We start from the raw sequence: 22,817 nt of genomic DNA on the forward strand, positions 1-22,817 counted from the left end.
TTCCCCCTCACTGCGGGTCGGCCGTCCTCCACGACCGGCCGGCCCGCCCCTCCCCGTGCCAGAACGGACCCACCGACGTGTCCCTGACCGAGCTGACCGCGACCAGCCGCGTCACCGTGTTCCCCCTCGACAACCTCACCGTCGCCTACACCACCCACTCCAGCGACACACGCGGCCTCGGGGACATCGGGCTCGTCGCCGTCGTCGACGAACAGGCCGACGGCGAGGAGCTGTGGCGGCTCGCCCGGGACCTCGGCGGCCGACCCCACAGCTCGGACCAGGCCCGATGGATCCTCACCCAGGCGAGCCGCGCCCGCGTGGTCGCCGCGTACACGAACCTCCCGGACGCCAAGTGGACGGCGAACGTCCGCCGGCGCTTCGAACTCGACGCGCTCTTCGCCAACCACGAAGTCCTCATGACGGGCCGGATCACTCTCAGCGGATCCGACGAAATCCGGCGCGGTTCGAAAACGCCCCGAGGGGACGCGGGGCCGTGACATGCGCGGCTCCGCGGCGGGCAGGGGCGGCCTGAGGCGGACCTCCCGGCCGAAGGCCGGGCTACCTGCGGCGCCGATGTGCCGGACCGGTCTGGCGGTCTTCGGGGGGAACGGTGATCGGCGGTGGCGTTTCGATGATCAGACGCGGTCGTGGAGCGTGACTTGGTAGCCGTCGGGGTCGGCGAAGGTGAATGTCCGGCCGAAGGGACCGTCGATCGGTGCGGAGACGATGGTGTGACCGTCGGCGACGAGAGCGTCGTGGATGGCCTGGACGTCGGTGGCGTGGAGCCAGATCGCGACGCCGATGCCGGGCTGGGCAACCGATGCGAGATCGGTGCCGGGAACGACCTCGCGGAGTGCGAACGCGATCGGCTTCGTCTCGAAGACGACGGCGTGCGGAGGTCCGGCCGGCGAGCGGACGAGGCCGAGGTACTGCTCGTAGAACGCCTGCGAGGCGTCGAGGTCGCGCGCCTGGAGCGAGATGAAGTCGGGACCGGTGGCGGGCATGATGACTCTCCTTCTCTTCGTGTCAGATTCCTGACACGGGCCAACGTATGTCAGAATACTGACATGAGTCAAAGCGGTGACGGCGTCGACCTGGACAAATCACTGGGCTACCTGCTGAAAGAGGCTTCGAGCGCCCTGCGCGCAGCCATGGAGGAGGTGCTGCGGCCACTCGGGATGAGCGTGACGCACTACTCCTGCCTCGAGCTGCTGGCTCAACGGCCGGGGTTGTCGAACTCCGAGCTCGCGCGTGGCGCGTTCGTGACACGACAGTCGATGAACGTGCTGCTCCAGACCCTGGAACGAGAGGGCTACGTGACCAGGCCTGCGGAGGCACCCGTCGGGAAGGTTCTTCCCGCGCGGCTCACGCCTCGCGGCCGACGGAGCCTGGAGAAGGCGACCGTAGCGGTCCGGTCCGTCGAGGTCAGAATGCTGGCCGGCCTGACCGAGGCCGAGCAGTCGGGCGCGTTCCGGATCCTGCAGAGCATGATTCAGTCCCTGCGCGATGGCAACGACGGCGCATAACTCGTTCCTCGCACACGTCTCGCCGCGCCCGGACAGGAGTGCCGGTCGAGCATGAAAATCCGTACAGGCGACCTCGAAAACCGACAGCCCGGCTGACCGCCAATCATGGTCCAGTTCTTCTTGGAGGTGCAGGGCGACCGCGGTTCCGACGTTTGAGGAACTGTTCCGCGACTGCCGTGAGTCGGCAGTGCATCTGGAGATGCGGGACTCCTACATGAAGTCGGACCCGGCGTACAGGGATTGGGATTCCGAGGCGCACGGCAGCCCCGCGAAAATTGGGGATCGGGGCAGGTGCCGCAATTGCTACCTTCGACGCAACTGGCCACTCGCCGAAAGAACCGAAGGAAGAGGAAGCCCCTCATGCATGATGCCCGCGCCCTTCTCGACATGGGTGCCGAAGCGGTTCGTCGCCTTGCACGACGCGGATACTCGCTGGACCTGTCCGCGCTGGAGAGTCTTCAGGCGCAGCGCAACCAGAACATCCGCTCGGCCGACGAGCTGCGGGCAGAGTCCAAGCGCGTGGCCGGCGAGGTTCAGCAGGCTGCGAAGCAGGGCGGGGACATCTCCAAGCTGAAGGAGCGCGCCCGCGAGATCAAGGATCAGGTCCGCGAGATCGAGGCCGATCAGGATCGGGTGCAGGAGGCGCTCCGCACGCTGCTTCTCACCATCCCGAACCTCCCCGACGACAGGGCGCCCGATGGCGACTCCGAGGAGTTCGCGGTCGAGGTCCGCCGGGTGGGTACTCCGCCGTCGTTCCCGTTCACCCCGAAGGACCATGTCGATCTCGGGGAGGCCACCGGCATCCTCGACTTCGCTCGGGCCACGAAGCTGTCGGGCCCCCGCTTCGCCGTATCGCGAGGAGCTGGGGCCGCCCTTGAGCGGGCGCTCACCACGCTCTTCCTCGACCTCCACACCCGTCGGCACGACTACGTCGAGCACTCGGTGCCGTTCCTGGTCACGCGCAAGACGATGACGGGCACGGGCCAACTGCCGAAGTTCGAGGAAGACCTGTTCAAGACCGGCGTCGCCGACCGTGAACTGTTCCTGATCCCGACGGCCGAGGTCCCGCTCACCAATCTCTACGCCGACGAGATCATTCCGCCCTCCGACCTGCCGGTCGCGATCACCGCACAGACTCCGTGCTTCCGCTCGGAGGCCGGCTCATACGGCCGCGACACCCGGGGCCTGATCCGCCAGCACCAGTTCACCAAAGTGGAGATGGTAAGGATTTGTGATCCCGAGGAGGCGGACGCCGAGCTGGAGAAGATGCTCGGCCACGCCGAAGCCTGTCTGAAGGAGCTGGGTCTCGCCTACCGCGTAGTCGCCCTCGCCGCAGGTGACACGGGCTTCTCCGCCCAGCTCACCTACGACCTGGAGGTCTGGTTCCCCAGCCAGAGCACCTACCGCGAGATTTCGTCGGTCTCGAACTTCGGCACCTTCCAAGGACGGCGCGCGAACATCCGCACCCGCGGTGCGGACGGAAAGCCGAAGCTGGTCGCCACACTCAACGGTTCGGGTCTCCCTGTCGGCCGCACCCTGGCCGCGCTCCTCGAACAGGGCCAGCAAGAGGACGGCTCGATCGTTCTGCCCGAATCACTCGTCCCGTACCTCGGCTTCCGCCGTATCTCGGCGGACGGATCACCGGAGGCATAGTGCTCGTCGGCGTCCGCGACTTCATCCGCCGGACGCCGTGGCGACTCCCCGGCGACCTCGGCGGTCGAACCCAGGGCTCGGATCAGGCCCGATGGATCCTCCGCGGGCGAGCCGCGCGTTCGGCTCTGCCGCGGGGCTGCCGTAGGCCTCAGCAGCGCTGCGGACCGGACGTAGGGGTGAAAGTGTTCGCGTCGCGGGCTTCGTCGGTGTCGTGGCGGCGCCGGCCTGGTATCGCGGACTGAACAGGGCAGGCCGTGCTCACTAGCATCGGTCTTCATGGTCGCAGTGGTCGTCACTATCGGGCTGACGTTCGTCGGCTATGTCGTCACCTACCTCAACGGGTTGCGCCTGTCGCAGCGCCATGAGCGCCTCGCTCGGGTGAATCGCCAGCTCAGCGACTTCTACGGCCCTTTGTTCGCCCTTACTGAGGCCAACAGCCGTGTCTTCGGTGCGTTCATGGAACGCAACGCTCGTGCTGACGGCAGATCGCCCTTCGCTCATGAGACGCCGCCCACCGAAGCGGAGTTGGCCGAGTGGCGGCTGTGGGTTACAACCGTCTTCCTTCCGAACATCCAGGCCATGCGTGACCTCGTCATCAAGCACGCCGACCTGTTGAGCGATGCGGACATGCCGCCGCTCCTGCTTCAACTGTGCGCGCATGTCTCGGGCTACGAGATCACAGCCGCCCGATGGGCCCAGGGCAGCTACGACCAGCACCTCTCGGTCGTGTCGTTCCCCAGCGAGGAGATCGCCGCGTACGCGCGCCAGGGGTTCGCGCGGCTGAAGCGGGAACAGGCCCGCCTGCTGGGTCGACGGCACGAAAGCTGACCAGATCGGCATGACTGGTGCCAGAGGTGGCTGTCGGGTGGGCCGGCTTCTGGCCGCGGGCCTCGCCGCCGGGGACGCACCGGTCGCCGCCACAGCGCAGGCTGGGCGGCATGCCTCTCAGCGAGCGTGCTGTTCGGGGGCAGGGCTTGCCTGGTCGGGGATTCGTTGGGCGGCGTACCAGCCGAGGGCATTGATCATTGCCTTGTGCTGTGTCGGTGGCAGCAGGGGGCCCAGGATCGTCCAGGCTTGGTCGATCATCTCGCGGGTCTCGGCCAGACAGGCTGTCAGGGCCCCGCTGTGGGTGATGAGGGTAGCTGCGCGGGCGGCGCCGGCAGGGGTTTGGAGATAGAGGGCGTCACGCAGGCGGCCCCTGTCGGTGGGGTTGAGAAGCGTGATGGCGTGGGCGACGGGGTAGGTGACTTCGCCGTTGCGCAGGTCTTCGGCCGGGACCTTGGGTGTGCGGTCCTGCCTGCGGTCCTCGGCGGTGCTCACTCCGTCCAGGTCCGCGACGTCGTCACTGATCTGATAGGCGGTCCCGACCGCCTCGAAGTAGTGGCCGACGGCTTGGATCTGGGCTTCGGTGGCGCCGGCAAGGACGGCGGCGGCTTCGGCGATGCACCGTACTGGTACGCCGGTCTTGAGCCGGTGGGCGGTTCGGATCTGCTCGAGGAGGCGATGGTTGTCGCCCGTGGCGACAGCATGGTCGAACGTCTCACGGTGCCCGGCGAGGTCGAGGGCCTGGCCGGCGTGGCCAGCGCGCAGGGCGCGCAGGAAGATCCTGTGGACGCGCAGCATGGTGGCCGGGTCCGACTGGGGGATGCGTTCGAGGACGGGGCCGAAGGCGAAGTAGGCGGTGGTTCCGGTGGTGATGGCGGCGGAGGTTCCGATGAGCTTGTGGACGGGGGCGCGGCCTCGGCGCAGAAGCGAGTCGTCCTGGATGTCGTCGATGATCATCGATGCGGTGTGGAGGAGTTCCGGGGCCGCGGCCAGGGGGCGGTAGGCCTCGGGGTCGATGCCGAACAGGCACAGGACGGCCAGGGCGGCGTAGGGGCGCCAGGCCCGGCCGGGTACGTCCAGGAGGTGATGAACGGGCTGGACGAGAAGGTCGTGCAGTCGTCGGCGGGTGGCTTCGTCGAGGGCCGGTCCGTCCTCGGTTCCGGTCAGGGCCGAGAGATCGTCACCGGGCCGGGTGGGGTAGACAGCGGCGGCCTCCTCGCGGGCGATGGTGTAGGCCCGCCGTGTGTACTGCTCGATGTCGGCGACGGTGCTGCCCGGGAAGGTTTGCAGGAACGCTTGTCCCTGGACGGGGACTCCGCCCATGGTGCCGGTCACCGTGGCCGGGCTCTCCCACCAGCCCCGGCCGTTCAAGATGGTGCGGATCTCATGGCCGGCAGGCGGTGCCGTGACCTCAAGGTCGAAGTCGAACTCGGGGATCTGAAGGCGGACGGCCGTGGGGAAGGTGTCGAGCGTGGCTGCCGACGTCCACTCACGCAGGGGGCTCCACACCATCTCGCAGTGGCGTACCGACCCGTCAGGAGCGGACACGGTGACGGACCTGGCCTCACTGTGACGGGCACCCGTCCCGGCGTCACGGACGTTGCTGTACCCGGCACTGATGTCCCAGCCGTTGTCCAACTGGACACCGGCCCATTCCCAGCAGCGGTCCCCGATGCCCGCCCGGCGCTCCGCGCGAACCCACGCACCTCCCCATGTGTGTTCGAACCACGCTTGCCCCTGCATGGTGACCTGCTCCCCGTGCACGGTGGTCACCGTTCCCAGCGCGTCGAGCCGCGGGATCAGGCGCGTCGTCAGCTCGTCCGCGCCATCGGAGAACCGGCCGGGGACGTGCCCCCGCTCGTTGAACTGGGGACGAGACGGCTTCCGGGGCACGAGGAGAAGTTCGAGATGCGGGTGCCCCGCGCCGCGGAAGCTGAGGCTGTAGCTGCCGTCTTCATCCGCACGCAGCGCGACGAGACCGGTCAAGGAGATGTCCAGCGCGGTGTCGCAGCTGCGGACCGGGCTGTCCAGGAGCCGGTCGGGCAGCGGAACGCCCTCAGCGAGGACCTCTTGCATGGCCTGCCGAACACGCGGGTCGACGGCTCGGTCGCCGTCGACCATGTCGCGCAGCATCTGGTGCCAGCCCGGTGTCACCCACGTTCCCGAGACCGTGCCTGCGTCGCCGGTGCAGACCACCGCGCAACCGTAGCCCGGCTCCGTGTCACGGTGGTGAAGGGCCTCATGACGGACGATGAGCACCATCCAGTGGTGCTCACGCCCGTCGTCCGCCCGCAGGTGCCCATTGAGGTACCACCACTCCAGGCCGGCCGAAGGATGCGGTGTGCCGTGCGGAGCAGCCGGGGCCGGCGACGTCCTGCCAGGCTCGGGCACACGGATACCGGACGTTGAGGGAGCAGGGGAGTTGATCACGGAGCCAACGTAGGTCCGCCCGGCGCCCGCGTGGCTACGTCGTCCGGACGATCACCCCATCCGGTGGTTCGATTGTCACACGGCTGACCGGCCGTGCCCTGAGGCTGGGCACTGTCGTTGGGGGCCGAGTAGCCCACGTGCTGACAGGAGGAACAGAGGAACAGTGGAGGTCATGGGTCTGCATCACGCCTACCGCCGTCGCGTCGTCCTGTGCGGCATCGACCTCGACCTGCCTGCCGGCACGCTGGCCGGCGTCGTCGGAGAGAACGGCGCGGGCAAGTCGACCCTCCTGAAGATCCTCTCCGGCGAACTGCGGCCCGACCGCGGCTCCGTCCGCCACAACGGGCGCTTCGGCTACTGCCCCCAGGAGGCCCTCCTCAACGACGCCCTCACCGTGCGCCAGCACCTGGAGTTCTTCAAGGTCGCCTTCGACCTGCCCGACGTGCGTCACGCCGAGGAGATCACCGAGGTCCTGAACTTCGCGGAGTACGCCGACGAACGCGCAGGCGCCCTCAGCGGCGGCACCCGCCAGAAGCTCAACCTCACCCTCGCCCTCATGCACGACCCCCAGGTCCTGCTCCTGGACGAGCCCTACCAGGGCTTCGACTGGGACACCTACCAACGCTTCTGGGACCTCGCCGGCCGACTGCGCGACAAGGGGCGGTCCGTCCTGGTGGTGTCCCACCTCGCCTACGACGCCGACCGCCTCGACCTCCTGTGGCGCCTTCACGGCGGCATCCTGCACTCCCGGGAGAAGGCGGCATGAGGAGGCACTTCACGCTCTTCGCCACCGCTGCCCGGTACGACCTGACGGAGCACGCCCGCAACCGCTTCGCCATGCTGCTCGTCGTCCTCTACGTTCCGACCTGGATCACCCTCGCCTACCTCGTCATCCCCGACAAGCCCGCGCCCTTCCAGCTCGCGGCGACCGGCGAATTCCTCGCCCCTGCGGGCAACGAGCTCACCCAGATCACCGGCGCGATCAACGCCGCCACCCTGATCACCGGCTTCATGATGTTCTCCGCCACTTTCTCCGGCGGACGCTTCGACCGCCGCCTTGCCATGGCCGGCTACCCCCGCACCCACCTCATCCTCGCCAAGACCGCCTCCCTCACCGTCGCCTCGGCGACCGTCGCCGCCTACGCCACCGCCGTCGTCTGCGCGACTTGGACACCGCGCCAACCCGCACTGCTCGCCGCCGCCCTGTTCTGCGCCTCCATGACGTACGGGGCGATCGGAGTGGTCTACGGATCCTTGCTCAAACGTGAGGTCGAGGGCATGTTCGCGATGGTGATGACCAGCGTCGTCGACGTCGCACTGCAGAACCCCATCTCCAGCTCCGGTGCCGAGAGCCCCGTTGTGCGTCTCCTGCCCACCTACGGCACCGTCCAGGCCGCCACAGCCGCAGGCTTCTCCACCACGCCCGCGGTCGGCCACCTCGCTGTCCAACTCCTGTGGTTCACCGCGGCAGGACTCCTGAGCCTGCTCACCTTCCACCACCGCACTCGCAACGCTCTCACCGCGGCAGTACGCATTCCCCGTCAGAAGCCCCCGCAGGCAGGCGACGCAAAGCTCATGTCGACGAAGCAGCGATGAGGGCCACCCGGTCAGCAGATCGCTCTGTCGTCGAGGCGCGGCACGCTCAAGGACCGCGACGCTGTTTCGGCGGACCGCGCATGTGTCTGACAGTGCGGGATGTGACGTTCCGTCGGTCTTCCGCGCAGTCGAAGCGGGAGCAGGCCCACCTGTTGGGGCGACGGCACGACAGCTGACCAGGTCTGGGAGTGGGCTTCGTCAGCGTGACCGTCGCCCCGTGTCGAGTACTCCAGCGGCCGAACCCGTCTGCTCCTCCTCGACGAGTGGCTGGGGGCCCAGTACCGCGAGGAGTCCGAGGCGTTGCGCGTCCTCCGTGGCCGGTTCGGCTGTGTAGATCATGATGCGGAGGTCGCTGCCCGCGACGGTGAGGACGTCGCAGTCCAGGGTGAGCGGGCCTACCTGGGGGTGGTCGACGGTTTTGCGGGAGGCCTGGTGGTGGCCTACGGCACCCGAGGTCCACAGGTCGGCGAAGCGGGGGCTGTTCGCTCGTAGGTCCGCGATCAGGGTGCGCAGGCGCTGGTCCGCCGGGTAGCGGGTCTGTGCTGTGCGCAGGTCGGCGACCACCGCGGACTCCATTGCCTGGCGGGCCTGGGGGGTGTGGCGGATGCGGTCGCCCGAGCCCAGGAAGGCGCGCCAGGCGCCGTTGCGTTCGCGGCCGTGGCGTTCGCCCATGAGGGCCGTGTGGAGGGGGTTGGCGAGGAGCAGCGTCCAGGCCGCGTCGGAGACCGCTACCGGGGTTCCGGTGAGGCGGTCGAGCATGCGGTGCACGCTCGGTGCGATGTACGCCGGGACCGTGCCCCGGCCCGGCGGTACGAGGCCGGCGGCGTGGAAGAGGTGTTCGCGTTCGGTCGGGGACACCCGCAGCGCCCGTCCGAGGGCTTCGACGACCTGCTCCGAGGGGTTCGCGGCCCGGCCCTGTTCCAGGCGGGTGACGTAGTCGACCGAGATGCCCGCCAGCATCGCCAGTTCCTCGCGGCGCAGGCCGGGGGCGCGCCGGTGGCCGCCCGAGGGCAGTCCCGCCGCGGCCGGGGAGACGCGGTCCCGCCATCGTCGTATCGTCCGCCCGAAGTCCGTGGTCGCCATGTCACCACTGTGCACCGCCCGGCCCGGGTCTTCCTGGTACTGGCAGTCCCAGGAAGACGGGGCTCCTGGCTGATGCCCCGCCCTCCGACGCAGCTTGGGGTCATGACTACGACGACCACCACCACAACGACACTGATCACCGGGGCCAACAAAGGGCTCGGTTTCGAGACGGCTCGGCGGCTCGTCGCCGCGGGGCACAGCGTCTACGTCGGCAGCCGTGACGCCGAGCGTGGGCGGCGGGCCGCCGAGCGGCTGGGGGCGCGATGGGTGCGGCTGGACGTCACCGACGACGTCTCCGTCGAGGCCGCGGCCAAGACGATCGAGGCGGACGGCGGACTGGACGTGCTGATCAACAACGCGGGCATCGAGAGCCGGGGCGTCGGCAACAGCGTGATCGGTGCGGCGGAAGTGACCGCCGAGCACATGCGGGAGGTGTTCGAGACGAACGTCTTCGGCATGGTGCGCGTCACGCACGCCTTCCTGCCGCTGCTGCTGCGCTCGCCCGCGCCGGTCGTCGTCAACGTCGGCAGCGGTCTGGGCTCCCTGACGCGGGTCGCGGACGCGAGTACGCCGACGTACGGCTATCCCGGCGTCGCCTACCCGGCCTCGAAGGCGACGGTCAACATGGTCACCGTGCAGTTCGCGAAGGCGTTCCCGGCGATGCGGATCAACGTGGTGGAGCCCGGGTTCACGAAGACCGACCTCAACGGGAACACCGGCGTCCAGAGCGTCGAGGAGGGCGCGGAGATCATCGTCCGGATGGCGCAGGTGGGCTCCGACGGTCCGACCGGCGGGTACTTCGACGCGGCGGGGCCGCTTCCCTGGTAGGACCGGTGCGGGCCGGTCCGGTCTGGTCTGGTCTGGTCCTCACCTGCCCGGTCCGGTGGGCGAAGGCCGGGCCCGTGGGGCGGCGGCCTTCGCCCACCGGTGGCTACCGGTGGTGTCAGGGGGCGCAGACGACGTAGATCGTGCCGCTGCCCGCCCTGCCGTTCAGCCTCTGCTGCACGTTGCCCTTCCAGCCGACGGGCTTGCCGGAGGAGTTGCGCGTGGGCTCCGTACGGGCGACGTACATGCTGGCGACGATGTCGGCTCCGACGCCGCCGCCCGTAGCCGTCCAGCCGGACGGGCAGGAGATCGTGGTTTCGCCGCCGGTGAAGTACTTCGACTTGACGACGGGGCTGGCGACCGCGGCGTCGGCCGAGGACGAGGAGTACGAGTCGAACGCGACCAGGGAGAGCAGGACCGAGGTGACCGCGGCCAGGGCGTAGACGCTCCGTCGGACAGCAGCGCTCATGTGTTTCCTCCGGTGGGGTGGAGAGTGACGGGTGACACGGGAATGCGCACGCCATCCCGGGTCACGCCACCAGGTCACCAGCGCCGTGCACGCGACACGCGGTCATCTCCGCAGGTGATCACAACTCGCCGGAAGGTGATCAGTCGACGTCGCGGAGTGGATGGTCCCGTCATGTCTGCCGAAGCCGGCACCGGGTGTACGTTCGGTCCGCGCGGTGGCGCGCCTGCCCGCGCTGCGCCGAGTGCCGGAGGCGTCGCACGCAACGCCGACCGGAGTCTTCGGCGGCGGCTCGCCTTTCTCGCCCGGCGGTCCGAGGCCGCGGCCGAAGCCGGAGCCGGTCAGGCTGTCGACGACTTCGCCGAGGACGTCGGCGGAGTCAGCCGTCGGTCTCTGCCTCCTCCGTGCGCCTCGCCGCAGCCGCCGCAGCCGTGCGGACCCTCCTCGTGCGGCCGTGCTCGGCCAGGAAGGCGAGTGCGGGGGCCGGGACGCCGGGGGTCTGCGTGAGTCTGCGTTGCAGCCAGTCGGAGGCAGCGGCCAGCGCCTCGGCCGTCGCCGGGTTCCAGGAGGGGTCGGCGGTGACGGTGTGCAGGACGGTCCACTCCTGGAGGCGGGCGGTGAGGAAGGGGTCGTCCCGTACGACCTCGGTCAGCGGGGCCGTCCAGGCCTGCCAGGTCGCGTGGTCGGAGCGGTGGAGCGTCGCCGCCCTTCGGTCCAGGTGCCGGAGCACCGCCGAGCGGGCCATCTGGCGGTCCGGGTCGGTGAGGATGCGACGGACCAGGGTCGCCTCCTCTGCGGGCGGGACCCGGTCGAGGGCCCGCAGGTGCTCGGCGAACCGCGCGTGTTCCGGGGGTTCGCCGGATTCGGCTTCAGGGAGTTCGGGGACAGCGCCCAGGAAGGTCGTCACCGCCTCGTGCAGGGCCTTTGGGCGGTCCAGGTGGACGTCGTGGGAGGCGTCCGGGATCACCGTGACGTGGGTGTCGGCGGGGCGGCGGGTCTGCATCCGGCGTTGTTCCTCGGCCGGCATCATGCCGTTCTCGCCCCGGACCACCAGGGTGGGGCAGGTCACCCGGGACCACTCCTCCCAGTAGTCCCGCGCGGCGAGTTCCGTCACCGCCGCGACCATCGTGTCGCGGTCGACACGGGCGTACCCGCCCGCATCCGTCCCGCCCGCATCCGTCCCAGTGCCGTCCGTCCCGCTGCCGTCCGGTCGCCAGTCCAGGCCTCTCGCCCAGGCCTCGTGGCCGAGGAAGGCGACGGCCTGTTCGAAGGTCGGGAACGGGGTCGGCCAGCCGTCCAGCCAGCTCCTTATCTGCTCGGGGAGGTCCGGGTCGCCGCCCGCCGGGCCCGCCTCCACCAGGATCAGGGCGCTGACGCGGGACGGCTGCGCGGCTGCCGTCAGCAGGGCCGTCAGGCCGCCCAGGGACTGGCCGAGGAGGATCGCCGGGGGGAGGTCGAGCTCGTCCAGGAGCGCTACGGCGTCCCGTACCGCCGCCGCTCTCGTCATGTCGGCCGGGGTGCGGGTGCTCGCGCCGTGGCCTCGGGCGTCGTATCTCACCACGCGGTGGCCGTCGGCGAGGAGACGGGCGGTCAGGTCGTCCCATTCGCCCAGGTGGCCCGCCAGTCCGTGCAGGAGCAGGACCGGGGGTGCCGTCGCGGGGCGGGGAGGGGTCTCGTCGCGGTAGGAGAGGTGGATTCCGTCGGAGGTGGTGAGGATGCCGGGCGTCAAGTCAGGGGTCCGTCCGTCCTGCGGGTGGGTTCTGGCGCGGCTGGCCTGGTCTCTTGTATAGCCCGCAGGCCGGCTCGACGGGCCGGCCGGTTAGCCTCGGGGGCGACGGACCAGGAGGCAGGCGGGCATGGCGAAGATGGCGAAGATGGTGGAGACGGCCAGGATTCCCAGTGCGGCGATCGCCGCGGGTGGGCTGGTCGGCGGGTTCGGTGTGGCCCGGTGGACGAAGAAACGGCAGCTCGGCGGGGTCGTCCTCGCCGCCGCTGGGGCCGCGGCCGCGCAGCAGTGGCGGCGACAGGCCGGCGGGAAGGCCGCGGGCGCGTTGACGGCGGCGTACGTGGCCGCCTTCGCGGGGTCGCATCCGCTGGCGAAGAAGGTGGGCGCCTGGCCGTCGGTGTTCGGCGTGGCGGGCGCGGTCGCGCTCGCGTCGTGGGCGGTGGCGGACCGGCGCGCGTAAGGACCCGTCCTGAGCGCGGCAGCGGGCGGCTTCAGGAGGAGTGCGGCGAGTGCGGAGGGGTCGGCGGGTACGGAGGGGTCGGGCCCGCGGACACCGTCGCCGCCTCCGCCGCCCGCCCCGCCCCGCCCCCGGCCGGCGCCCCCGTCCTCGACCGGAACGCCCGTCGATAGCCCTGCGGGCTCGTGCCCACCACGCTCCGGAAGCGTTCCCGGAACGCGGTCGGGGAGCCGAACCCCGCCTGGGCGGCGATCCGTTCCACCGGGTACGCCGTCGACTCCAGCAGGTACTGCGCGTGCCGCACCCGCGCCCGGTGCAGCCAGCGCAGCGGTGTCGTGCCGGTCTGTTCGCGGAAGCGGCGGTTGAGGGTGCGGGTGCTCAGGCCGGCCTGCCCGGCGATCCGGTCCAGCGTCAGATCGCTGCCGCAGTTGTCCTCCAGCCAGGTCAGCAGGGGTTCGAGGGTCGCCCCGGCGGGCGCGGGCGCCAGATCCTGGACGATGAACTGGGCCTGGCCGCCCTCCCGTTCGAGCGGCATGACCGACATCCGGGCCGCCTGCGCGGCGATCGCCGAGCCGTAGTCGTGGCGGATCATGTGCAGGCACATGTCCAGTGCCGCCGCCGCGCCCGCCGAGGTGAGGAACTGGCCGTTGTCGACGTAGAGGACGTTCGGGTCGACCGTCACCTTCGGGTAGCGATCGGCGAGGTCCCGCGCCGCGCACCAGTGCGTCGTCACGCGCAGCCCGTCGAGCAGGCCGGTCGCGGCGAACAGGAACGCCCCGACGCAGACCGAGGCGATCCGCGTGCCGTTCGCCGCCGCGTCCCGCAGCGCCTCCGCGACGCCGTCCGGCAGCACCTCCGGCGGGTCGTCCACGCCGGGCAGGATGATCGTGTCCGCCTCGGCCAGCGCCTGGAGCCCGTACGGCGCCCGCACCGTGAACGCCCCCGCGCTCACCTCCCCCGAGGCGGCCGGCGAACAGACCCGCACCCGGTACGCCTCCCGCCCGTCGGGCAGCCGCGCCCAGCCGAAGGTGTCGATCGGCGCGGACAGATCGAACGGAACGACCCCGTCCAGGGCCAGTACGGCGACGGTATGCATGGCAAAACCGTACCCATGCGACGAATTCTCGCCGACGTCGGCCCTGGCGGAAATCCGTTGACCTCTGGCATTTCCGCCACTTCCGGGAGATCGTCGTGCCGCCTAGCGTCGGGCCGTGACCAAGTTCCTCCTCGCTGTCCATGTCCTTGCCGCGATCGTCGCGATCGGGCCCGTCACCGTCGCCGCGAGCATGTTCCCGCCGGCCGCGCGTCGCACCCTGGCCGCGCCGGACGACGTGCGCGCGGGCGAGACCGTGCGGCTGCTGCACCGCATCTGCCAGGTGTACGCGGCCGTCGGTATCGCCGTCCCCGTCTTCGGGTTCGCGACGGCGGGCGCGATGGGCGTGATGGGCGATGCCTGGCTCATCGTGTCGATGGTGCTGACCGTGCTGGCCGCGGGGGTGCTGCTGGTCCTCGTGCTGCCCCGGCAGGAGGTCCTCGTGGAGGGGCGGGGCGCGCGGGAGACGACCGTCCGACTCGCCATGTTCACCGGGGTGTTCAACCTGCTGTGGGCGGCCGTGACGGTCCTGATGATCGTGCGGCCGGGGTCGACGACCGGAGCGTAGCTTCCCGAGCGGGACGGGCACAGGCGCAGGCGCACGCGCAGGCGCACGCGCAGGCGCACGCGCAGGCGCAGGCGCAGGCGGCCCGGTTTTCGTTATCGGGCCCGTCCCCGTCCGTCTCCGTGGCATGCATGTCACACGACAGATCAGCCGCCGCACCATGCTCAAGGCCACCGGTGCCGCCGCCGGAGCCGTCGGGATCGGGGCGGCCGTCGGTTCGGCCCCCGCAGCGGCCGCCGGTTCGTCCTACGCGCATCCCGGGCTTCTCCACACCAGCGCCGACCTGGCCCGTATGGCCGCCAAGGTGAAGGCCGGCGCCTCCCCCTACACCGCCGGGTACGCGAAGCTGACCGCCAACCGGCATGCGCAGAGCGACTGGACGGCCCGTCCGCAGACCATCGTGTACCGGGGCGCGGAACTGCGCCCCCCCAGCACGTGGAAGCAGAACTACGGGATCCTCTACAACGACATCCACGCCGCGTACCAGAACGCCCTGCGCTACCACGTCAGCGGCGACAGCGCCCACGCCGACACCGCCGTCGCGATCCTCAACGCCTGGTCGGCCAAGCTCACCCAGGTCTCGGGCAGCGCGGACCGGTTCCTGGCCGCCGGGATATACGGGTACCAGGCTGCCAACGCAGCCGAACTGGTCCGCGACCACAGCGACTTCGCACTCGAGAGATTCCAGAAGATGCTGCTCGACGTCTTCTACTCGGTGAGCGAGGACTTTCTCGTCAAACACAACAACGGCACCCCCGCCCCCCATTACTGGCCCAACTGGGACCTGTGCAACATGGCCTGCACGCTGGCCACGGGCATCTTCTGCGACGACCAGGCCAAGGTCGAGCGGGCCGTCGAGTACTTCAAGCACGGCGACGGCATGGGCTCGATCAAGCACGCCATCCCGGTCGTGCACGACGACGGGCTCGCCGAGTGGATGGAGGCCGGGCGCGACCAGGGGCACTCGCTGCTCGGCGTCGGCCTGATGGGCACCTTCTGCGAGATGGCCTGGAACCAGGGCATCGACCTGTATGGCTACGACGACAACCGCTTCCTCAAGGGCGCTCAGTACGTCGCCAAGTGGAGCCTGGGCGGGAATGTGCCATACACGCCCTACGCCCAACTGGACCGTCGGCCGGGGATCCAGTCCACCACCAAGGTCGCCCCCGTCAGCCCGACGCAGGTGCGGCCGGTCTGGGCGATGATCGCCAACCACTACACCAAGCGGCGCGGGCTGTCCGCCACGTACCTCACGCAGATCGCCGCCAAGGCCGCGCCCGAGGGCGGCGGCGGGGACTACGGCCCCAACAGCGGCGGCTACGACCAACTCGGCTTCGGCACCCTGGCGTTCACCCGGGACAGGTCGACGACGAACGCCGCGGACACCCCGGCGGCTAGCGGCGCCTCGGCCGCCCCGTCCGCGTCCGGGTCCGCCCCCTCCGCGTCCGCGTCCTCGCCGACCCCGGCCAACGCGGCGTCCGCCGCCGGAGGGCGCGGCGACCTCGCCGCCACCGGCTCCACCGACGTCGTCGCCTGGACCGCCACCACCGGCCTCACCGCCCTGGCCGGCGGCCTGCTGCTGCTACGCCGCCGCGGCCGCACCCGGGGCGAGACGGAGTAGAGAACGCCCCGAGGCGATGAACGCCCCGAGGCGAAGAGCCCGGGTCTCTCGGCCGGGTGGTTCCCGTGACCAGCGGTGTTACGCCACCGGCGGTGTCACGCCCCCACCCCTCCGCGCCACCGGCGGTGTCACGCCCCCGGGCCCCCGCGCCGGCGGCGGTGTCACGCCGCCGGGCCGCGCCCGCCACCAGCAGCGTCACGCCCCCGGCCCACACGCCACCGGCAGCGTCACGCCCCCAGCCACCGCGCCACCGCATAGATGACCAGCCCGGCCAGCGAGCCCACCACCGTGCCGTTGATCCGGATGAACTGCAGGTCGCGGCCGATGTTGGCCTCGATCTTGCGGGTCGTGTGCTCCGGGTCCCAGCTCGCGACCGTGTCGGTGATCAGGGAGGTGATCTCGCGCCGGTACGTCGTCACGACGTGCACCGCCGCGCCCTCGACCCAGTTGTCGACCTTGTCCTGGACCTTGCGTTCGGTGGCCATCCGCGCACCCAGGGACAGCAGCGAGGCCCGCACACGCAGGCGCAGCTCGCTGCGCTCGTCCTCCGCCGCCGCGACGATCATGGAGCGGACGGCGCTCCAGGCGGACGCGATCAGGTCCTGGACCTCGCCCCGGCCCAGCACCTCGCCCTTGAGCCGCTCCACCCGCGCCCGGGTGTCCGTGTCGGACTGCAGGTCGGAGGCGAAGTCGCTGAGGAAGCGGTCGAGGGCGCCGCGCGCCGGGTGGGTCGGCATGTCCCGCATCTCCGCGCAGAAACGCAGCAGTTCCTTGTAGACGCGTTCGCCGACCTTCTTGTCGACGAACCGCGGGGTCCAGCCCGGCGCCCCGCCCTGCACGGCGTCCATCACCGAGTCGGCGTGCAGCACCAGCCAGTCGTGCGCCCGGGTCACCACCAGGTCGACGGCCCGCCGGTGGCCGCCGTCCGCGACGACCTTCTCCAGCATCTTGCCGATGCCCGGCGCGATCTCCTGGGCGTCCGCCCGGCGCGTGATCGCCTCCCCCACCACCGCCTGCACGTCCGAGTCGCGCAGCACGGTCAGCGCGCCCCGCAGCGCGGTCGCCAGCTCGGCCGTCACCCGGTCGGCGTGCTCGGGCTCCGCGAGCCAGGAGCCCAGCCGGGTGCCGATGCCGACCGCGCGCAACCGCTGCCGTACGACGTCCTCGGAGAGGAAGTTCTCGCCGACGAACTCGCCCAGCGAGACGCCCAGCTGGTCCTTCTTGTTCGGGATGATCGCGGTGTGCGGGATGGGCAGGCCCAGCGGGTGCCGGAAGAGGGCGGTGACCGCGAACCAGTCGGCGAGCGCGCCCACCATGCCCGCCTCCGCGGCCGCCGCCACATAGCCCGCCCAGGCGCCCGCGCCCCGGTGGGCGGCCCACTCGGCGAGGACGTAGACCACGGCCACGAACAGCAGCAGCGCGGCCGCGGTGAGCTTCATCCGGCGCACGCCGCGCCGGCGCTCCTCGTCCGCCGGAGTGAAGGAGGTCATGGCGCGATAGGACGTGGTCCCGTCCGGCGTCGCCGCTTCGCTAGGTTCCATTTGCTCCACCCGTTCGGTGATCCCGCACACATTGTCCCTTCCTGACCGACTCCCGGAACGGAACAGGAGTTCCCGGCGTCTGTAAGGCGGGAGGTCAAGGATGAGCTCCCGGCCCCGTTCCGGAGCCTTCCGCTCCCCTCGCCCAGGAGAACCGCGCCCGCATGACCAGGCGTCACGGTGGTGTGCTGCTGTCCGCGATCACCGCCCTGATCGTGGCCCTGTCCGCCGCCATATACGTCGGAGCCGCCGCAGGCCACGGCCCCGGCCTGCGCACGGACACCGCCCTCGCCGCACCCCCCGGCGCCCACGACGCGGCCCCTGTCTCCACGGGCGTCTGGGTCGGCGCCTGGGCCGCCGCCCCGGCCGGCGCCGAACCCGGCACCGAGTCCGACGGCATGGCGGGCCGCACGGTCCGCAACGTCGTGCACACCGGCGTCGGCGGGACGAGTGCCCGCGTCACCCTGTCCAACCTCTACGGCACCGGCCCCCTCACCGTCACCCACGCCACCCTCGCCGTCGCCGCCGACGACGACAGCGCCGCCGCCGACCCCGACACCCTGCGCCGGCTCACCTTCGGCGGCGCCACGACCGTCGTCGTCCCGGCGGGCGGGCAGACCGTCAGCGACGCCGTCGCCGTCGCCGTCCCGTCCGACGCCGACGTCCTGGTCAGCACCTACTCCCCCACCTCCGCCGGCCCGGTCACCTTCCACCCGCGCGCCCGGCAGACCAGCTACGTCGCCGAGGGCGAGTCCACTGAGGACGTCACCGGCGCCGCGTTCACCGACACGAGCCCGTACTGGCGCTATCTGACCGCGCTGGACGTGCTCAGCGACGAGGCCGACGGCACCGTCGTCGCCCTCGGCGACTCCATCACCGACGGCGTCACCTCCACCGCGGGCGCCAACCGCCGCTGGCCCGACGTCCTCGCCGACCGGCTGCGCACAGCCGGGACCTCCCGTGGCGACACGCCCCGCTACGGCGTCGTCAACGCGGGCATCAGCGGCAACCGGGTCCTCGCCGACGACCCCCGCCGCGGCGCGAGCGGCCTGAACCGCTTCGACCGGGACGTCCTCGGGGTGACGAACGTGAGGGTCGTCGTCATCGACCTCGGCATCAACGACATCCTGCGCGGCAAGCAGCCCGCCGACCCGCGGAGCATCGTGGACGGCCTGCGCACCCTCACCGACCGCGCCCACGCCCGCGGCGTCAAGGTCGTCGGCGCCACCCTCACGCCGTTCCGCGGCCACCGCGGCTACACCGCCGCCCGCGAGGACGTACGGCAGCGCGTCAACGCGGCGATCCGGGCGGGCGGGGTGTTCGACGAGGTCGTCGACTTCGACAAGGCGCTGCGCGACCCCTACGACCCGCGCAGCCTGCGCGCCGAATACGACTCCGGCGACCATCTGCACCCCAGCGACCGGGGCTACCGCAAGCTGGCGCAGACCGTCGCCCTGCCGAAGCCGGCGGGCTCGGCGCCGGCGGCGCTGTAGGCGCAACCGCGCAACCGCGGGACGCGCGGGGCGGTTCTCAGTAGTCGCCGTGGCGGCGCCTGTCCCGCTCCTCCCGGCGCTCCCGGTGTCGCTCGCGCCGCTCCTCGTGCCGCTCCCGCTGCTCCTCGCGGCGGTCACGCATCATGTCCCGGTGACCGTCCAGGATCCGCCGGTGGGCCTCGTGGACGTCGTCCCGAAAGCCGGCGTGCAGCTCGCGCATCGCCGCCTTGCGGTCCAGCTTCTCCTGCCGCCGCGCGGCCTTCGTCTTCTTGCGCTCGACGCCGACCCCGCCCCAGAACGCGAACCCGGTGACGACCACCCGCGGCGCACCCGGATCCTCCGCCGCGCCCGTCGCCCCGTCGTCGAAGCCGCCCATCACACCGATGCCGCGGACGACGACCTCGACGCCCGGCGGCACGATGATCTGCACCCCGCCCATGATCGCCACGCAGTTGATCACGACCTCGCCGGCCGCGAAGTCCGCCTCGCGCAGGTCGATCTCCCCGCCGCCCCAGAAGGCGAAGCAGTCGAACCGCCGCGGGACCGTCCAGCGGCCCCGGCGCTGGAAGCCCGACATCACGGCCACGGCCCACGTCGACGAGCCCTCGCCGCCCACGATCCGCCCGGCCCAACTGCCGTCCGCCGGCGGCTCCTTGCTCAGCGACACGACCGGCGGGGGCGTGACCCCGGCGACCGGCAGATCCCGGGTGATCGGCGCCAACTCCCCGTACGTGCGCGCCTTGTACGTCTGGTCGAGCCGCTCCTCGAACTCCGTCATGTCGAGCCGGCCCTCCGCGAGGGCGTCCCGCAGGACCTCGGCGACCCGCTCACGATCGGCGTCGGAGGCGCGGAGTTCGGCGGGACCCGGGACTGCGTCGGGGAGACCCGGGACTCCTTCGGGAGAACCGGGGACTGCGTCGTCGTCGGTCATATCAGCAGCCTACGAGGTACCGGCCCCGGGCACTACGGTCTCCCGTCCCACCGCGCGTCCCGCCGCCCGCTCGCCCTCGCGCTCACCCTTCCGCTCACCCTCGCGCTCGGCGTACATCTTCGCGATCACGGCCTCGATGTCGGGCTCCCGCACCGACAGGTCCACCAGCGGATACTCCGCCGCGATCCGCGCGACCAGCGGAGCCGCCGACTGCGCCGCAGGGAACGCCAGCCACTGGCGCGGACCGTCCACCTTCACCACCCGCGCCGCCTCCCCCACCTCGATCGGCGGCAGCTCCCGCTCCAGGTCCACCACCAGCGTCCGCTCGCTCTCGCCCGCCTCGTGCAGCCCCGCCAGCGCACCGTCGTAGACCAGCCGGCCGTGGTCGATGACCATCACCCGGGAGCACAGCTGCTCGATGTCCTGGAGGTCGTGGGTGGTGAGCAGCACCGTCGTGCCGCGCTCGGTGTTCAACTCCCGCAGGAACTCCCGCACCCGCGCCTTGGAGACCACGTCCAGGCCGATCGTCGGCTCGTCGAGATACAGCACCTCGGGATCGTGCAGCAGCGCCGCCGCGATGTCGCCGCGCATCCGCTGCCCGAGCGAGAGCTGACGCACGGGCACGTCCAACAGGGCGGACAGGTCGAGGAGTTCGACCAGCCGGTCGAGGTTCTCGCGGTAACGGCCGTCCGGGATGCGGTACATGCGGTGCATCAGCCGGTAGGAGTCGATGAGCGGCAGGTCCCACCACAGGGTCGTCCGCTGCCCGAACACCACCCCTATCCGGTGCGCCAGCCGCGTCCGCTCACGGGACGGGTCGATACCCGCGACCCGCAGCCGGCCGCCGCTCGGCGTGAGGATCCCCGTCAGCATCTTGATCGTCGTCGACTTCCCGGCGCCGTTCGGCCCGATGTAGCCGACCATCTCGCCGCGCGCCACGGTGAAGGAGATCGAGTCGACCGCCCGCACCCGGCGCACCTCCCGCCTGAGGAACCCGGTCTTCTTGCGCACGTCGAAGACCTTCTCGACGCCGTCCAGTTCGATGAAGCGCCCGTCCGTCGCGCCGGTCTCGCCCGTCTCGTCCGTCACGCCTGTCCTGCCCGCCATGCCTGTCACGCCCTAGCTCCCGGTACTCCGATACGTCCGCAGACCCGCCCGCCACGCCCACCCCGCCAGCACACAGCACACCGCCGCCACCAACGGCGGCGCGAACGCCGCCCCCTCGGGCAGCCCCAGCGGATACGGCCGCCCCAACACATAGGCGGCGGGCACCCAGTTGACGAAGGCCAGCGGGAAGACGAACGTCACCCCGCGCACCAGCTCCGTACCGAACACCGTCGGCGGATACTGCAGCATCGTCTGCCCGCCGAACGTGAAGGCGTTCTGCACCTCCGCCGCGTCCTGCGTCACGAACTGGAACGCCGCCCCCGCCACGAACACCGCCGAGAAGATCACCCCGCCGGACACCACCGTCACCGGCACCAGCAGCACCTTCAGCGGGGTCCAGGCGACATCGAGGGCGACCAGCGCATAGCCCAGCACCAGCAGCCCCTGCGTGATACGGCTGATCCGGCGCAGCGCGAAACGATCCGCGGCGACCTGGGCCAGCACCGGCGCGGGACGCACCAGCAGGGTGTCCAGCGTGCCGTCACGCACGCGCGTGCCGAGCCGCCCCGCCGAACCCATCGCCAGATCCGCGACCCCGAAGGCCGTCGCCGACAGGCCGTACAGGAACGCCACCTCGGGCAGCCCGTAGCCGCCGAGCATGTCGACCTGGGAGAACATCAGCAAGATCGCGACAAAGTCCAGACCGGTCACCAGCAGACCGCCCAGCACCGTCATCACGAAGGACAGCCGGTAGGCGAGCGTGGAGCGGATCCACATCGCGGAGACCAGCACATAGGCCCGCAACCCCTCCGCCAGACGGCCCCGTTCACCCACCCTGCACCACCACCCGGCGCGCCGCGGCCGACTGCACCAGCCGCCCCGCCCCCAACAGCACCACGGCCCACACCGCCTGGAAAGCGAACACGGGCAGCGGATCGGCCTGCCCGAACAACACGTCGGCGGGCATCTGCAGCTGCGCCGCCCACGGCAGCGCCATCACGATGTCGCCGTACGGCTCCGGGAACGCGTTCAACGGCAGCACCATCCCCGAGCAGAAGATCCCGGTGACCATCATCACCTGGACCGCGCCCGTGCCGTCCAGCAGCCAGAACCCGCTCAGCGCCACCAGGAACCGGATCCCGAAGCTCACCATCATCGCCAGCACGAGCGCCATGAGGAAGGCCAGCCAGGTCACCGGATCGGATGGCAGCGCCGTGGGGAAGAACACCGTCCCGATGGCGAACGGGATCACTCCCCGCCCGACCAACTGGAACAGCGCCCGCCCCATGTCGTTCGCCAGCCACCACGCCTGCAGATCCGCCGGCCGGTACAGGTCGATCGCCACCGCACCACTGCGGATCCGCTCCATGAACTCGATCTCGAAGCCGCCGCCCTGGATCGCCAGCGTCGCGTACAGCGCCTGCCCCAGCCACACATAAGTGACCGCCTGCGCCTGGTCGTAGCCCCCGAGGTGCGGCCGCTCGTCCCACAACGCCAGGTATGTGTAGACGAGGATCAGGCCGAAAACGGTGTTCGTGAACACTCCGGCGGCCGTGGCCACCCGGTAGGTCGCGTACCTTCTGAAACCCCCCGCTGCGACGGCCGCGTACAAACGCGCCGATCCCAAGGCAACCGTCCTCCTTGCCCGTTAGTCATCCTTGGCGTCCGCTTCGACACCGAAGCGCAGGAGCCTAGTGCGCACCTCCGGTCGCATGCCACGCGTTTTCCGGGCACGACGTGTGACGGAACGCGCGCCGATTGCCGGGAACGGTTCGCTCGGTGCGAGAGTCTTCAGCAGGGGGCGCTCAACGCGTACGAGGCGTACGAGACGTACGAGACGTAGGAGACGTACGACGCGTTACGAGACGTAAGAGACGTAAGA

At 70.9% G+C, this 22,817-nt stretch carries 22 protein-coding genes and 1 pseudogene; 12 read left to right on the forward strand and 11 right to left on the reverse strand.

What is annotated here, in order from left to right:
• Nucleotides 1–77: 77 nt before the first annotated feature.
• Complete coding sequence (locus ACIBTS_RS25125; protein ID WP_399322314.1) at nt 78–497, forward strand: hypothetical protein; 420 nt, start codon at nt 78–80, stop codon at nt 495–497.
• Nucleotides 498–635: 138 nt separating this feature from the next.
• Here ACIBTS_RS25125 and ACIBTS_RS25130 read toward each other — a convergent pair whose 3' ends face one another.
• Entirely contained in the window at nt 636–1,004 is a 369-nt protein-coding gene (locus tag ACIBTS_RS25130; RefSeq protein WP_399322316.1) for a VOC family protein, read from the reverse strand.
• A gap of 63 nt (nt 1,005–1,067) precedes the next feature.
• Between ACIBTS_RS25130 and ACIBTS_RS25135 the strand changes: the two genes are divergently transcribed.
• From ACIBTS_RS25135 to ACIBTS_RS25150, 4 genes and pseudogenes are all read left to right on the forward strand, one after another.
• On the forward strand, nt 1,068–1,526 hold the full coding sequence (locus ACIBTS_RS25135; RefSeq protein ID WP_399322319.1) for a MarR family winged helix-turn-helix transcriptional regulator: 459 nt from the start codon (nt 1,068–1,070) through the stop codon (nt 1,524–1,526).
• Nucleotides 1,527–1,686: 160 nt separating this feature from the next.
• Nucleotides 1,687–1,770 (forward strand): annotated as a pseudogene (locus ACIBTS_RS25140) (hypothetical protein); the annotation flags it as partial.
• Between the two features lie 116 nt (nt 1,771–1,886).
• The gene (gene serS / locus ACIBTS_RS25145) at nt 1,887–3,179 is read left to right on the forward strand and encodes a serine--tRNA ligase (protein WP_399322321.1); all 1,293 of its coding nucleotides are present in this window, start codon (nt 1,887–1,889) and stop codon (nt 3,177–3,179) included.
• 276 nt (nt 3,180–3,455) lie between these two features.
• A complete protein-coding gene (locus tag ACIBTS_RS25150; protein ID WP_399322323.1) occupies nt 3,456–4,007 on the forward strand; it encodes a hypothetical protein in 552 nt (183 codons plus the stop codon).
• 117 nt (nt 4,008–4,124) lie between these two features.
• Here ACIBTS_RS25150 and ACIBTS_RS25155 read toward each other — a convergent pair whose 3' ends face one another.
• Nucleotides 4,125–6,395 (reverse strand): polyprenyl synthetase family protein, encoded by a 2,271-nt coding sequence (locus ACIBTS_RS25155; protein WP_399322325.1) that lies wholly within the window; start codon nt 6,393–6,395, stop codon nt 4,125–4,127.
• Nucleotides 6,396–6,606: 211 nt separating this feature from the next.
• On the opposite strand from ACIBTS_RS25155, the gene ACIBTS_RS25160 reads away from it, so the two are divergent.
• Together ACIBTS_RS25160 and ACIBTS_RS25165 are read left to right on the forward strand one after the other, a co-directional pair.
• Nucleotides 6,607–7,200, forward strand: a complete 594-nt coding sequence (locus ACIBTS_RS25160) for an ABC transporter ATP-binding protein (RefSeq protein WP_399322326.1) — start codon at nt 6,607–6,609, stop codon at nt 7,198–7,200.
• Entirely contained in the window at nt 7,197–8,030 is an 834-nt protein-coding gene (locus tag ACIBTS_RS25165; protein ID WP_319675393.1) for an ABC transporter permease, read from the forward strand. The genes ACIBTS_RS25160 and ACIBTS_RS25165 overlap by 4 nt, the downstream gene beginning before the upstream one ends.
• Nucleotides 8,031–8,228: 198 nt before the next feature.
• Here ACIBTS_RS25165 and ACIBTS_RS25170 read toward each other — a convergent pair whose 3' ends face one another.
• Nucleotides 8,229–9,113, reverse strand: coding sequence for a helix-turn-helix transcriptional regulator (locus tag ACIBTS_RS25170; protein ID WP_399322329.1), 885 nt, complete (start codon nt 9,111–9,113; stop codon nt 8,229–8,231).
• Nucleotides 9,114–9,215: 102 nt separating this feature from the next.
• Between ACIBTS_RS25170 and ACIBTS_RS25175 the strand changes: the two genes are divergently transcribed.
• Entirely contained in the window at nt 9,216–9,941 is a 726-nt protein-coding gene (locus ACIBTS_RS25175; protein ID WP_399322331.1) for an SDR family NAD(P)-dependent oxidoreductase, read from the forward strand.
• A gap of 115 nt (nt 9,942–10,056) precedes the next feature.
• Here the strand turns inward: ACIBTS_RS25175 and ACIBTS_RS25180 are convergent, their stop codons facing one another.
• Together ACIBTS_RS25180 and ACIBTS_RS25185 are read right to left on the reverse strand one after the other, a co-directional pair.
• Nucleotides 10,057–10,407, reverse strand: coding sequence for a hypothetical protein (locus ACIBTS_RS25180; RefSeq protein WP_399322332.1), 351 nt, complete (start codon nt 10,405–10,407; stop codon nt 10,057–10,059).
• A 376-nt stretch (nt 10,408–10,783) separates the two neighbouring features.
• A complete protein-coding gene (locus tag ACIBTS_RS25185) occupies nt 10,784–12,133 on the reverse strand; it encodes an alpha/beta fold hydrolase (protein ID WP_399322333.1) in 1,350 nt (449 codons plus the stop codon).
• 136 nt (nt 12,134–12,269) lie between these two features.
• Here ACIBTS_RS25185 and ACIBTS_RS25190 point away from each other — a divergent pair, with 136 nt between their 5' ends.
• Nucleotides 12,270–12,590 carry a hypothetical protein gene (locus tag ACIBTS_RS25190; RefSeq protein WP_399322467.1) on the forward strand — a complete coding sequence of 107 codons (321 nt, stop codon included), beginning with the start codon at nt 12,270–12,272 and terminating at the stop codon, nt 12,588–12,590.
• A 31-nt stretch (nt 12,591–12,621) separates the two neighbouring features.
• Here the strand turns inward: ACIBTS_RS25190 and ACIBTS_RS25195 are convergent, their stop codons facing one another.
• Nucleotides 12,622–13,683 carry a GlxA family transcriptional regulator gene (locus tag ACIBTS_RS25195; protein ID WP_399322334.1) on the reverse strand — a complete coding sequence of 354 codons (1,062 nt, stop codon included), beginning with the start codon at nt 13,681–13,683 and terminating at the stop codon, nt 12,622–12,624.
• 115 nt (nt 13,684–13,798) lie between these two features.
• Between ACIBTS_RS25195 and ACIBTS_RS25200 the strand changes: the two genes are divergently transcribed.
• Together ACIBTS_RS25200 and ACIBTS_RS25205 are read left to right on the forward strand one after the other, a co-directional pair.
• On the forward strand, nt 13,799–14,248 hold the full coding sequence (locus ACIBTS_RS25200; RefSeq protein WP_399322335.1) for a hypothetical protein: 450 nt from the start codon (nt 13,799–13,801) through the stop codon (nt 14,246–14,248).
• A 124-nt stretch (nt 14,249–14,372) separates the two neighbouring features.
• The gene (locus ACIBTS_RS25205; RefSeq protein ID WP_399322336.1) at nt 14,373–15,866 is read left to right on the forward strand and encodes an alginate lyase family protein; all 1,494 of its coding nucleotides are present in this window, start codon (nt 14,373–14,375) and stop codon (nt 15,864–15,866) included.
• 227 nt (nt 15,867–16,093) lie between these two features.
• Here the strand turns inward: ACIBTS_RS25205 and ACIBTS_RS25210 are convergent, their stop codons facing one another.
• Nucleotides 16,094–17,407, reverse strand: a complete 1,314-nt coding sequence (locus tag ACIBTS_RS25210; protein WP_399322337.1) for a DUF445 domain-containing protein — start codon at nt 17,405–17,407, stop codon at nt 16,094–16,096.
• A 161-nt stretch (nt 17,408–17,568) separates the two neighbouring features.
• Here ACIBTS_RS25210 and ACIBTS_RS25215 point away from each other — a divergent pair, with 161 nt between their 5' ends.
• Nucleotides 17,569–18,897 carry an SGNH/GDSL hydrolase family protein gene (locus ACIBTS_RS25215; protein WP_399322338.1) on the forward strand — a complete coding sequence of 443 codons (1,329 nt, stop codon included), beginning with the start codon at nt 17,569–17,571 and terminating at the stop codon, nt 18,895–18,897.
• Between the two features lie 37 nt (nt 18,898–18,934).
• On the opposite strand, the gene ACIBTS_RS25220 is transcribed toward ACIBTS_RS25215, so the two are convergent.
• From ACIBTS_RS25220 to ACIBTS_RS25235, 4 genes are read right to left on the reverse strand one after another with little or no spacing between them, the layout of a single operon-like run.
• A complete protein-coding gene (locus tag ACIBTS_RS25220) occupies nt 18,935–19,828 on the reverse strand; it encodes a DUF1707 domain-containing protein (protein WP_399322339.1) in 894 nt (297 codons plus the stop codon).
• Nucleotides 19,829–19,837: 9 nt separating this feature from the next.
• Nucleotides 19,838–20,935: an ATP-binding cassette domain-containing protein gene (locus ACIBTS_RS25225; RefSeq protein WP_399322340.1), complete on the reverse strand. Its 1,098-nt coding sequence runs from the start codon at nt 20,933–20,935 to the stop codon at nt 19,838–19,840.
• A gap of 12 nt (nt 20,936–20,947) precedes the next feature.
• The gene (locus ACIBTS_RS25230) at nt 20,948–21,712 is read right to left on the reverse strand and encodes an ABC transporter permease (RefSeq protein ID WP_319672097.1); all 765 of its coding nucleotides are present in this window, start codon (nt 21,710–21,712) and stop codon (nt 20,948–20,950) included.
• 49 nt (nt 21,713–21,761) lie between these two features.
• Nucleotides 21,762–22,562 carry an ABC transporter permease gene (locus tag ACIBTS_RS25235; RefSeq protein ID WP_399322341.1) on the reverse strand — a complete coding sequence of 267 codons (801 nt, stop codon included), beginning with the start codon at nt 22,560–22,562 and terminating at the stop codon, nt 21,762–21,764.
• Nucleotides 22,563–22,817 lie beyond the last annotated feature (255 nt).

Origin of the sequence: Streptomyces sp. NPDC050121 (genome assembly GCF_044460385.1) — a bacterium.
Lineage (GTDB): Bacteria > Actinomycetota > Actinomycetes > Streptomycetales > Streptomycetaceae > Streptomyces > Streptomyces soliscabiei.

What these genes read in the sequence shown, in the direction of transcription:
- ACIBTS_RS25165 (WP_319675393.1), top strand. Translation starts at nt 7,197, where the DNA reads ATGAGGAGGCACTTCACGCTCTTCGCCACCGCTGCCCGGTACGACCTG.
- serS (WP_399322321.1), top strand. Translation starts at nt 1,887, where the DNA reads ATGCATGATGCCCGCGCCCTTCTCGACATGGGTGCCGAAGCGGTTCGT.
- ACIBTS_RS25160 (WP_399322326.1), top strand. Translation starts at nt 6,607, where the DNA reads ATGGGTCTGCATCACGCCTACCGCCGTCGCGTCGTCCTGTGCGGCATC.
- ACIBTS_RS25130 (WP_399322316.1), bottom strand. Translation starts at nt 1,004, where the DNA reads ATGCCCGCCACCGGTCCCGACTTCATCTCGCTCCAGGCGCGCGACCTC.
- ACIBTS_RS25215 (WP_399322338.1), top strand. Translation starts at nt 17,569, where the DNA reads ATGACCAGGCGTCACGGTGGTGTGCTGCTGTCCGCGATCACCGCCCTG.
- ACIBTS_RS25230 (WP_319672097.1), bottom strand. Translation starts at nt 21,712, where the DNA reads ATGTGGATCCGCTCCACGCTCGCCTACCGGCTGTCCTTCGTGATGACG.
- ACIBTS_RS25210 (WP_399322337.1), bottom strand. Translation starts at nt 17,407, where the DNA reads ATGGAACCTAGCGAAGCGGCGACGCCGGACGGGACCACGTCCTATCGC.
- ACIBTS_RS25195 (WP_399322334.1), bottom strand. Translation starts at nt 13,683, where the DNA reads ATGCATACCGTCGCCGTACTGGCCCTGGACGGGGTCGTTCCGTTCGAT.
- ACIBTS_RS25170 (WP_399322329.1), bottom strand. Translation starts at nt 9,113, where the DNA reads ATGGCGACCACGGACTTCGGGCGGACGATACGACGATGGCGGGACCGC.
- ACIBTS_RS25225 (WP_399322340.1), bottom strand. Translation starts at nt 20,935, where the DNA reads ATGGCGGGCAGGACAGGCGTGACGGACGAGACGGGCGAGACCGGCGCG.
- ACIBTS_RS25150 (WP_399322323.1), top strand. Translation starts at nt 3,456, where the DNA reads ATGGTCGCAGTGGTCGTCACTATCGGGCTGACGTTCGTCGGCTATGTC.
- ACIBTS_RS25190 (WP_399322467.1), top strand. Translation starts at nt 12,270, where the DNA reads ATGGCGAAGATGGTGGAGACGGCCAGGATTCCCAGTGCGGCGATCGCC.
- ACIBTS_RS25175 (WP_399322331.1), top strand. Translation starts at nt 9,216, where the DNA reads ATGACTACGACGACCACCACCACAACGACACTGATCACCGGGGCCAAC.
- ACIBTS_RS25135 (WP_399322319.1), top strand. Translation starts at nt 1,068, where the DNA reads ATGAGTCAAAGCGGTGACGGCGTCGACCTGGACAAATCACTGGGCTAC.
- ACIBTS_RS25180 (WP_399322332.1), bottom strand. Translation starts at nt 10,407, where the DNA reads ATGAGCGCTGCTGTCCGACGGAGCGTCTACGCCCTGGCCGCGGTCACC.
- ACIBTS_RS25205 (WP_399322336.1), top strand. Translation starts at nt 14,373, where the DNA reads ATGCATGTCACACGACAGATCAGCCGCCGCACCATGCTCAAGGCCACC.
- ACIBTS_RS25220 (WP_399322339.1), bottom strand. Translation starts at nt 19,828, where the DNA reads ATGACCGACGACGACGCAGTCCCCGGTTCTCCCGAAGGAGTCCCGGGT.